This window comes from Caballeronia sp. M23-90 (assembly GCF_053574605.1).
Window position 1 is genome coordinate 1 of record NZ_JBSIPA010000250.1, and the last position, 9514, is coordinate 9514.

Genomic DNA, 9514 nt, shown 5'->3' on the forward strand with positions numbered 1-9514 from the left:
TGACGGCGCAGCAGCGCCGCAGCGGCCAGGCGCTGCTGGAAGGCCTGCATCTCGCCGATGCCTATCTGCAAGCGGCCGGACAGCCCGAGACTTGCGTGGTGACCGAAGGCGCGTTGCAGCACGATGAAGCGCGCGAGATCGTTGCCCGCATTGATCCCGCACGGGTCCATACGTTGCCCGATGCCTTGTTCGGGCAATTGTCGGGTGTTGTGCACGGCGTGGGCATGGTGTTGCTGGTTGACCGGATTGCGCCGGTTTTGCCTGTGCGTGTGGATCAAAGCTGCATCGTGCTCGATGGGGTTCAGGATGCCGGCAATGTCGGTTCCATCTTGCGGAGCGCGGCGGCGGCGGGGATCCAGCACGTGTTCTGTGCGCCGGGAACGGTGTACGCATGGTCGTCGAAGGTCTTGCGCGCCGGCATGGGCGCGCATTTCCTGCTGAACGTCTATGAGGATGTCGAGGCAGCAGATCTGCGGTCGCGGCTCGAACCCGAAGTGCGGGTTACCATCACCGATTCGCACGGCGCGAAGGCGCTCTACGACATCGATTTGTCCGGCCCGCTGGCCTGGGTGATGGGCAATGAAGGCGCGGGCGTTTCGACGTTCTGGCGCGATCATGCGGCGTTGCGCGTGACGATCCCACAGCCCGGTGGCATGGAGTCGCTGAATGTGGCGGCGGCTGCGGCGGTGTGCATCTTCGAGCAGTGCCGGCAGCGACGCTTATAAAAAAGCCGTTTCAACGCAAGTTGAAACGGCTTTTTGCTGAAGGTCGCCGCCTGCTAATAATACGAAGGCCGCTCCAGGCGAATCTCCTGCAAGATCGTGGTGGCGATTTCCTCGATCGACTTATGCGTCGACGACAACCACTTGACGCCTTCGCGCTTCATCATCGCTTCGGCTTCGTTGATTTCGTAGCGGCAATTTTCAAGCGCGGCGTACTTGCTTCCCGGGCGGCGCTCGTTGCGGATCTCGGCCAGCCGCTGCGGATCGATCGACAAACCAAACATCTTTTCCCGATACGGCAGCAAAGGCGTCGGCAAGCGGCCGCGCTCGAAGTCTTCCGGGATCAGCGGATAGTTGGCCGCTTTCACGCCGTACTGCATTGCCAGGTACAAGGAGGTCGGCGTCTTCCCGCTGCGCGATACGCCGACCAGGATAACATCGGCATCTTCCAGGTTGCGGTTCGACTGTCCATCGTCATGCGCGAGCGAAAAGTTGATCGCCTCGATCCGGTTCTTGTACTCGTCCGTGTCGGCGTTCTGGTGAACGCGGCCCATTGCATGCGTGGACTTGATGTCGAGTTCGATTTCCAACGGCTCGATGAACGTCTGGAACATGTTCAGCACCAGCGCGTTCGAACGCTGCACGATCTCGTTGGACTCGCTGTCGACCAGCGTGGTGAATACGATCGGGCGGCGGCCATCGAGGGAGACAGCCTCGTTGATCTTCGCGATGGTCGCATGCGCCTTGTCCGTGGAGTCGACGAACGGCACGCGCACGAGCCGGAACTTTTGATCGAACTGGGAGAGGATCGAGTGCGCGAAGGTTTCGGCAGTGATCCCGGTGCCATCTGAAACGATAAATACGGTTGGCGGCATCGGCGTGGTGAGCGTTGAATGACGTGAAAGAATGAGGCGATTATCGCCGATGTGCGTCGCCACACGTAACACGTGTGAAGGGTCTCATTTCGCAGCGGATTTATGCCCCGCAATAGAACATTTCGAGAGCCATCACGGTAGAATAGCGGCAACCTGTTCGATAAGCAATTGCGAACGTTCTGCCCGTGAATTGCGCGAAGTTACGTATAAATCACGCGTTCTGGGCGAACTTGTTCGGTTTTCAAAGCAAATTTGATTGGTGGCGGCGAGTTCGGCCGAGCCGTCATCGTGGCTCAGGAAGTCTTATGCGGTTGCTTATCAAACAGGTTATGCAGGTTGCGGTACGCGTTGCCAATCAACGCCGCCGCATCGAGCCCACTTGCATGATCGTGAATTCCATCCACCTTAGGGGCTTGTATGACTAACGAAGCTAACGTTGCAAAGGACCAGGCGTATGTAGTTCCATTCGAGCAGTTGCGAATGACCGACGTCGACATTGTCGGCGGCAAGAATGCCTCACTCGGCGAAATGATCAGCCAGCTCGCCGAAGCCGGCGTGCAGGTGCCGACTGGTTTTGCGACCACGGCGCAGGCATTTCGCGACTTCCTGCATCACAACGACCTGACTGAGCGCATCGCCAAACGTCTTGAACTCTTCGACGTAGACGATGTAAAAGCCTTGGCCGAAGCAGGCAAGGAGATTCGTCAATGGATCGTCGACGCGCCAATGCAGCCGCGCCTCGAAGAACTGATCCGCAAAGGCTTCGACACACTTCAGGCGAGCTCCCCGGAAGAACTGTCGTTTGCCGTGCGTTCGTCGGCGACCGCTGAAGACTTGCCGGACGCGTCGTTCGCAGGTCAGCAGGAAAGCTATCTGAACGTGGTCGGCATCGACGAAGTGCTCGATCGCATGAAGCACGTGTTCGCATCGCTGTATAACGACCGCGCCATTTCGTACCGCGTGCACAAGGGTTTCACGCATGCTGAAGTGGCGTTGTCGGCAGGCGTGCAGCGCATGGTTCGCTCGGACGTGGGCGCAGCCGGCGTCATGTTCACGCTCGATACCGAATCGGGTTTCAAGGACGCCGTGTTCATCACGTCGAGCTACGGTCTTGGCGAAACGGTCGTGCAGGGCGCCGTGAATCCGGACGAGTTCTACGTCTTCAAGACCACGCTCGAACAGGGCAAGTACCCGATCATCCGTCGCTCGATTGGCTCGAAGCTCATCAAGATGGAATTCACGAAGGCCGGTGAAGCCGGTCGCGTGAAGACGGTCGACGTATCGCACGAGCAGCGCAACCGTTTTTCCATCACCGACGAAGACGTGATCCAGCTCGCGAAGTACGCGGTGATCATCGAAAAGCATTATCAGCGTCCAATGGATATCGAGTGGGGCAAGGACGGCCGCGACGGCAAGATCTTCATCCTGCAGGCACGTCCTGAAACGGTGAAGAGCCAGAACGCGGGCAAGGCTGAAATGCGCTTCAAGTTGAAGGGCCAGTCGAACGTGCTCGCAACGGGTCGGGCCATCGGCCAGAAGATTGGCGCGGGTCCCGTGCGCGTGATTCACGATCCGTCCGAGATGGATCGCGTCCAGCCCGGCGACGTGCTGGTCGCGGACATGACCGACCCGAACTGGGAACCGGTGATGAAGCGTGCATCGGCGATCGTGACGAATCGCGGCGGACGCACGTGTCACGCGGCCATCATCGCGCGTGAGCTGGGTGTGCCGGCAGTCGTCGGTTGCGGCGATGCTACCGACCTCCTGAAAGAAGGCCAGTTGGTGACGGTGTCGTGCGCGGAAGGCGACGAAGGCAAGATCTACGACGGCCTGCTGGAAACCGAAATAACCGAAGTCGAGCGCGGCGAGTTGCCCGAGATTCCGGTCAAGATCATGATGAACGTCGGCAACCCGCAACTGGCTTTCGACTTCTCGCATCTGCCTAACGCAGGCGTGGGCCTGGCGCGGCTCGAGTTCATCATCAACAACAACATCGGCGTGCATCCGAAGGCGATTCTCGAGTATCCGAATATCGATGCCGATTTGAAGAAAGCCGTGGAAAGCGTCGCGCGTGGTCATGCATCGCCGCGGGCGTTTTATGTCGACAAGCTGACGGAAGGCATCGCGACGATTGCAGCGGCGTTCTATCCGAAGCCGGTGATCGTGCGCCTGTCCGACTTCAAGTCGAACGAGTACAAGAAGCTGATCGGCGGTTCGCGTTACGAGCCGGACGAAGAAAACCCGATGCTCGGCTTCCGTGGCGCATCGCGTTATATCTCGGAGGACTTCGCTGAAGCCTTCCAGATGGAATGCATTGCGCTGAAGAAGGTGCGCGAAGAGATGGGCCTCGACAACGTCGAGATCATGGTGCCGTTCGTGCGGACCTTGAAGCAGGCCGAGAAGGTTGTTGGACTGCTCGAGAAGTTCGGTCTCAAGCGCGGCGTGAACGGCCTGCGCCTGATCATGATGTGCGAGATTCCGTCGAACGCGATCCTTGCTGAAGAGTTCCTTGAATTCTTCGACGGCTTCTCGATCGGATCGAACGACCTGACGCAGCTCACGCTGGGCCTGGACCGCGATTCGGGCATGGAGTTGCTCGCAGTCGATTTCGATGAACGCGATCCCGCTGTGCAGTTCATGCTGAAGCGCGCTATCGAAACATGTTTGCGGCTGAACAAGTACGTGGGTATCTGTGGTCAGGGTCCTTCGGATCATCCGGACCTTGCTGAATGGCTTGCGAAGGAAGGCATCGCGTCGATGTCGCTTAATCCGGATACGATCATCGACACGTGGAAGACGCTTGCGAAGGCGTTGAACAAGTAAGGCTGCAAAAGTCGGCTGCAGGCAGGTCGCGCGATCGGCAAGAAGGCTTCTTATCAAGCTTTCAAAACCGTAAGCGTGCTATAACACCCCGGACACCATCCGGGGTGTTTTTGTTTGGAGCGGGTCAGGAGATAGGCAATGGCTGCTAACGGATTTTTCTGGTGGATCGGCGCCGGCGCGCTCGTCTTGCTCGAGTTGATGTCGGGCACGTTTTATCTATTGATGATCGCGCTTGGATTTGTGGCGGGCGGGATCGCGCATCTGGTGGGAGCGGGACTTGAGATCGAATTGCTCGTGGCCGCGCTGGTCGCGGTGATCGCGGGAGCCGTGTTGCGGCGTTCGAAGCTCGGGCGTCCTGCGCGCCGGGACGCATCGCATGATCCGGGCGTAAACCTGGACATTGGCGAGACGCTGAAGGTCAACGAATGGCACGAAGGCCGCGCGCGGGCGATGTATCGCGGCGCCGAGTGGGATATAGAACTGGCGCCGGGTGAAACCGAAGGTGCGCAGCTCTACAGAATCACGGCGTTTTCCGGCAACACACTGGTTGTGGCGGCCAAGCGCTGAGATGTTGGACCGGGGTTCAAGCCTTTATCAGCAGGACATGCATTGTTAAGGAGTGGAGATGGACGTGACTATCATCGGGGCAATTTTGTTGATCATCGTTATTGCGATTGCCGCGCAGACGATCAAGATCGTGCCGCAGCAACATGCCTGGGTGCTCGAGCGGCTGGGGCGTTATCACGCGACGTTGACGCCGGGCATGACGATCGTGCTGCCGTTTATCGATCGGGTGGCCTACAAGCACGTGCTCAAGGAGATTCCGCTCGAAGTGCCGAGCCAGGTTTGTATCACGCGCGACAACACGCAGCTTCAGGTGGATGGCGTGCTGTACTTTCAGGTCACCGACGCCATGAAGGCATCGTACGGATCGAGCAACTTCATCTATGCCATCACGCAGTTGTCGCAGACCACGCTGCGTTCGGTCATCGGCAAGCTGGAACTCGACAAGACCTTTGAAGAGCGCGACTACATCAACCACAGTATTGTCACGTCGCTCGATCAGGCAGCCGCAAACTGGGGCGTAAAGGTGCTGCGTTACGAGATCAAGGATTTGACCCCGCCCAAGGAGATCCTCCACGCAATGCAGGCGCAAATCACGGCGGAACGTGAGAAGCGGGCGGTGATCGCTGCGTCCGAAGGTCGCAAGCAGGAGCAGATCAACATTGCCTGGGGCGCGCGCGAAGCGGCCATTCACAAGTCCGAAGGCGAGCGCCAGGCGCAGATCAACCAGGCAGAAGGCGAGGCTTCGGCAATCCTGGCGGTGGCCGTTGCAAATGCTCAGGCGATCGAGAAAATCGGTGCGGCAATCCAGACGGCGGGCGGCATGGAAGCGGTGAACCTGAAGGTCGCCGAGCAATACGTCACCGCGTTCGGAAACATTGCGAAGCAGGGCAATACGCTGATCGTGCCGGGGAATTTATCGGAGATGAGTTCCATGATTGCGTCCGCGCTGACCATCATCAAGGGCGATGCCGCGCCGGGCGGCGTGATCCGCAAAAGCTGATTTTTACTGTGGCTGAATGCAAAAGGGCGTCGACTCAACCACTCGACGCCCTTTTTGTTTTGCCATACTGACAGCCATGCGCACGCCCTCGATCAATGCTTGGCGCCGCGCATGATTTGCGCTTTTTCGCGTTCCCAGTCGCGCTTCTTCTCGGTTTCGCGCTTGTCGTGGAGCTTCTTGCCCTTGGCAAGGCCGATCTCGCACTTCACGCGGCCGCCTTTGTAGTGAAAGTTCAGCGGCACGAGCGTGTGGCCTTTTTGTTCGACCTTGCTGATGAGCTTGGAAATTTCTTCGCTATGCAGCAGCAGCTTGCGCGTGCGGACCGGATCCGGATGGATGTGGGTCGAGGCTTCGGGCAATGGGCTGATATGCGCGCCGATCAGGAACAGCTCGTTGTCACGAATGATGACGTAGCCTTCCTTGATCTGGCCGCGGCCAGCCCGGAGGGCCTTGACTTCCCACCCTTCCAGCACGAGCCCCGCCTCGTAGCGATCTTCGATGAAGTAATCGAAGAAGGCTTTTCTGTTGTCGATGATGCTCATGAATGAAAAGTGCCCAACTCGTTTAAAATCCTGATTTTAGCAGCGCGGGCCCGGTAAAGCCCGCAAAGCTTCCCACTCTTGCCACGCGTTGCGCCCTTTATGGCAGATGTTCAGAAAACTGTATTGATCCGACATTCTGCTGAGCAGATGTTCGACCTCGTCACCGATGTCCCCGATTACCCGAATTTCTTGCCCTGGTGTGGCGGCGTGGAGGTAGGCCGCCACGACGAGCACAGCATGGAAGCGAAGATCCACATCAATTTCAAGGGTATCAAGCAGCATTTCGCGACGCGTAACGTGCAAACGCGCCCGACCAGTATCGATATGGAGTTCCTCGACGGGCCTTTCAAGAAGTTCACCGGATATTGGCGCTTTACGCCGTTGCGGGCGGACGCCTGCAAGATCGAGTTCGCGCTGCACTACGAATTTTCGAACATCATTCTCGAGAAGATCATCGGGCCTGTTTTCAGTCACATTGCGCACACGTTCGTAGATTCGTTCGTGAAGCGCGCCGACCAGCGGTATGGGAAGTGACGAACCTTTCCATTGAGGTTTGCTACGCGTTGCCGGACGGCAAGGGGGCGGTATGCGCGCTTTCGCTGGCTGAGGGCGTGACGGTGCAGGAGGCTATCGATGCGAGCGGGCTGCTGGCCCGTTTTCCGGAGATCGATCTCGGGGTGCTGAAAGTTGGTGTCTTCGGGAAAATTCAATCGCTGGATGCCGTGCTTGCGGATCTTGATCGTGTGGAGATTTATAGGCCGCTGAAGGTCGATCCCAAGGTCGCGCGCCAACGGCGGGTTGAAAAGACACGACGCGGCGGATCCATAGAAGGGCGGCGCTGGACGCGAAAGGAAGCCCGCTGAGCGCAGCGCGTCATCTCGGGCCTTCCGCAAAACCGAACTTCGATCGAACCTGAGTCGAGCGAAAAAGTGAAAAGGCGGCTTGAGCGCCGAGGCCCATAAATTGCATCGTAGAGGTCAAACGCGACCTAAGCCGCTGTTCGGGCAGTGAAAATCCGGGGAACTATCGGTATAATTCGGTTTTGCGCCCATAGGATTTGCCATGCGTCTGATCCAGAAAGCACTCACGTTCGATGACGTGCTCCTCGTGCCCGCGTTTTCCAACGTTCTCCCGCGCGACACCAGCCTGAAAACTCAGGTAACCCGCAAGATTTCCCTGAATATGCCCCTGTTGTCCGCCGCCATGGACACAGTCACCGAAGGCCGGCTCGCAATCGCGATGGCCCAGCTCGGCGGCGTCGGCATCATCCACAAGAATCTCACATCAGCCGAACAGGCCCGCGAAGTCGCGAAGGTAAAGCGTTTCGAATCCGGCGTCGTGCGCGATCCGATCACCGTTCCGCCGCAAATGAAAGTGCGCGATGTGATCGCCTTGACGCAACAGCACGGCATTTCCGGTTTCCCGGTGGTCGAAGGGCCGCAGTTGATCGGTATTGTGACAAACCGGGATTTGCGCTTCGAAGAACGTCTCGACGACGAAGTGCGCAAGATCATGACGCCGCGCGAGCGGCTCGTGACGGTCAAGGAAGGCACGCCGCTCGCAGAAGCCAAAGCGCTGATGCACAGCCATCGGCTGGAGCGGGTGCTGGTCGTCAACGACGCGTTTGAATTGCGCGGCCTGATGACGGTCAAGGACATCACCAAGCAAACCGAACACCCGGACGCCTGTAAAGACGAACACGGCAAGCTGCGCGCCGGCGCGGCAGTCGGTGTCGGTCCGGAAAACGAAGAACGCGTGGATCTGCTGTCGGCGGCGGGCGTGGACGTGATCGTAGTCGACACGGCGCACGGCCATAGCCAGGGCGTGCTCGAACGCGTGCGCTGGGTGAAGCAGAACTATCCGCACATTGAAGTGATTGGCGGGAATATCGCCACGGCCGCGGCGGCCAAGGCGCTCGTGGAATACGGCGCGGACGGCGTGAAGGTGGGTATCGGCCCGGGTTCGATCTGCACCACGCGGATCGTGGCCGGCGTCGGCGTGCCGCAGATCACGGCGGTGGCGAATGTTTCGGATGCATTGCGCGGTTCGGGCGTGCCGGTGATTTCGGACGGCGGTGTGCGTTTTTCCGGCGATGTCAGCAAGGCGCTTGCCGCCGGCGCGGACGCCGTGATGATGGGCAGCATGCTGGCCGGCACGGAAGAGTCCCCGGGCGACGTGTTCCTGTTCCAGGGTCGCCAGTACAAGGCGTATCGCGGCATGGGTTCGGTCGGCGCGATGAAGGACGGCGCGGCGGATCGCTACTTCCAGGACAACTCGGCGAACATCGACAAGCTGGTGCCCGAAGGGATCGAAGGGCGGGTCGCCTATAAGGGCTCGGTCAATGCGATCCTGTTTCAGGTCATTGGCGGCGTGCGGGCGAGCATGGGATATTGCGGTTGCCGCAATATCGGCGAAATGCACGACAAGGCCGAGTTTGTCCAGATCACGGGCGCCGGCATGCGCGAGTCGCACGTGCACGACGTCCAGATCACGAAGGAAGCCCCCAACTACCACGTGGACTGACCATGAAACCGCTGCTGCGCGTTGTACTTGTCGTTAATGCACTGATCTTCCTCGCGTTTGGCGTGCTGTTTTTGCTGAGCCCCTGGGGATCCTTGTGGGAATCGATGCATCTCGTGCGCGTGCAGCCGCCTTTGATCGGCCAGTTGCTGGGTGTGGCGCTGATCGGGTTTGCGTGGCTCGGGTTTCACGCTGCCATCGATGGCGCTCTCACTGCGACCGCGGCGAAGGTTTCAGGGCATGTGGAGTGGTTGTCGGGCCTGATCCTGATTGTCTGGCTCGGGCTGCGGATGTCGGAAGTGACCGGCTTCGGGCAGTTGCTCGGTGCGCTGATCGGATTTGCGTGGCTCGGGTTTCACGCTGCCATCGATGGCGCTCTCACTGCGACCGCGGCGAAGGTTTCAGGGCATGTGGAGTGGTTGTCGGGCCTGATCCTGATTGTCTGGCTCGGGCTGCGGATGTCGG

9 protein-coding genes and 1 pseudogene are annotated in these 9514 nt (G+C 59.2%); 8 read left to right on the forward strand and 2 right to left on the reverse strand.

Translation table 11 applies throughout. The features are described 5' to 3' along the window. The coding region (locus ACRXB1_RS21985; RefSeq protein ID WP_449493208.1) for a TrmH family RNA methyltransferase at nucleotides 1-725 on the forward strand (725 nt) is incomplete at its 5' end. A 53-nt stretch (nucleotides 726-778) separates the two neighbouring features. Here the strand turns inward: ACRXB1_RS21985 and ppsR are convergent. After that, the gene (gene ppsR / locus ACRXB1_RS21990; RefSeq protein ID WP_062000811.1) at nucleotides 779-1597 is read right to left on the reverse strand and encodes a posphoenolpyruvate synthetase regulatory kinase/phosphorylase PpsR; all 819 of its coding nucleotides are present in this window, start codon (nucleotides 1595-1597) and stop codon (nucleotides 779-781) included. Nucleotides 1598-2014: 417 nt separating this feature from the next. Here ppsR and ppsA point away from each other — a divergent pair, with 417 nt between their 5' ends. From ppsA to ACRXB1_RS22005, 3 genes are all read left to right on the forward strand, one after another. Then, complete coding sequence (gene ppsA / locus ACRXB1_RS21995; RefSeq protein WP_061999164.1) at nucleotides 2015-4420, forward strand: phosphoenolpyruvate synthase; 2406 nt, start codon at nucleotides 2015-2017, stop codon at nucleotides 4418-4420. Nucleotides 4421-4558: 138 nt separating this feature from the next. Further along, nucleotides 4559-4987 carry an NfeD family protein gene (locus ACRXB1_RS22000; RefSeq protein WP_061999165.1) on the forward strand — a complete coding sequence of 143 codons (429 nt, stop codon included), beginning with the start codon at nucleotides 4559-4561 and terminating at the stop codon, nucleotides 4985-4987. A 58-nt stretch (nucleotides 4988-5045) separates the two neighbouring features. Beyond that, nucleotides 5046-5987 carry an SPFH domain-containing protein gene (locus tag ACRXB1_RS22005; RefSeq protein ID WP_056352725.1) on the forward strand — a complete coding sequence of 314 codons (942 nt, stop codon included), beginning with the start codon at nucleotides 5046-5048 and terminating at the stop codon, nucleotides 5985-5987. Between the two features lie 92 nt (nucleotides 5988-6079). On the opposite strand, the gene smpB is transcribed toward ACRXB1_RS22005, so the two are convergent. Continuing rightward, nucleotides 6080-6529, reverse strand: coding sequence for an SsrA-binding protein SmpB (smpB, locus tag ACRXB1_RS22010; RefSeq protein ID WP_061999167.1), 450 nt, complete (start codon nucleotides 6527-6529; stop codon nucleotides 6080-6082). Between the two features lie 99 nt (nucleotides 6530-6628). Between smpB and ACRXB1_RS22015 the strand changes: the two genes are divergently transcribed. The 4 genes and pseudogenes from ACRXB1_RS22015 to ACRXB1_RS22030 all read left to right on the forward strand — a co-directional run. Continuing rightward, nucleotides 6629-7063 carry a type II toxin-antitoxin system RatA family toxin gene (locus ACRXB1_RS22015; protein ID WP_061999168.1) on the forward strand — a complete coding sequence of 145 codons (435 nt, stop codon included), beginning with the start codon at nucleotides 6629-6631 and terminating at the stop codon, nucleotides 7061-7063. After that, nucleotides 7060-7392: an RnfH family protein gene (locus tag ACRXB1_RS22020; protein ID WP_075359978.1), complete on the forward strand. Its 333-nt coding sequence runs from the start codon at nucleotides 7060-7062 to the stop codon at nucleotides 7390-7392. Before ACRXB1_RS22015 ends, ACRXB1_RS22020 begins: the two co-directional genes overlap by 4 nt. Nucleotides 7393-7591: 199 nt before the next feature. Further along, nucleotides 7592-9052 carry an IMP dehydrogenase gene (guaB, locus tag ACRXB1_RS22025; RefSeq protein ID WP_061999170.1) on the forward strand — a complete coding sequence of 487 codons (1461 nt, stop codon included), beginning with the start codon at nucleotides 7592-7594 and terminating at the stop codon, nucleotides 9050-9052. Between the two features lie 2 nt (nucleotides 9053-9054). Further along, nucleotides 9055-9514: pseudogene (locus tag ACRXB1_RS22030) on the forward strand (hypothetical protein); the annotation flags it as partial.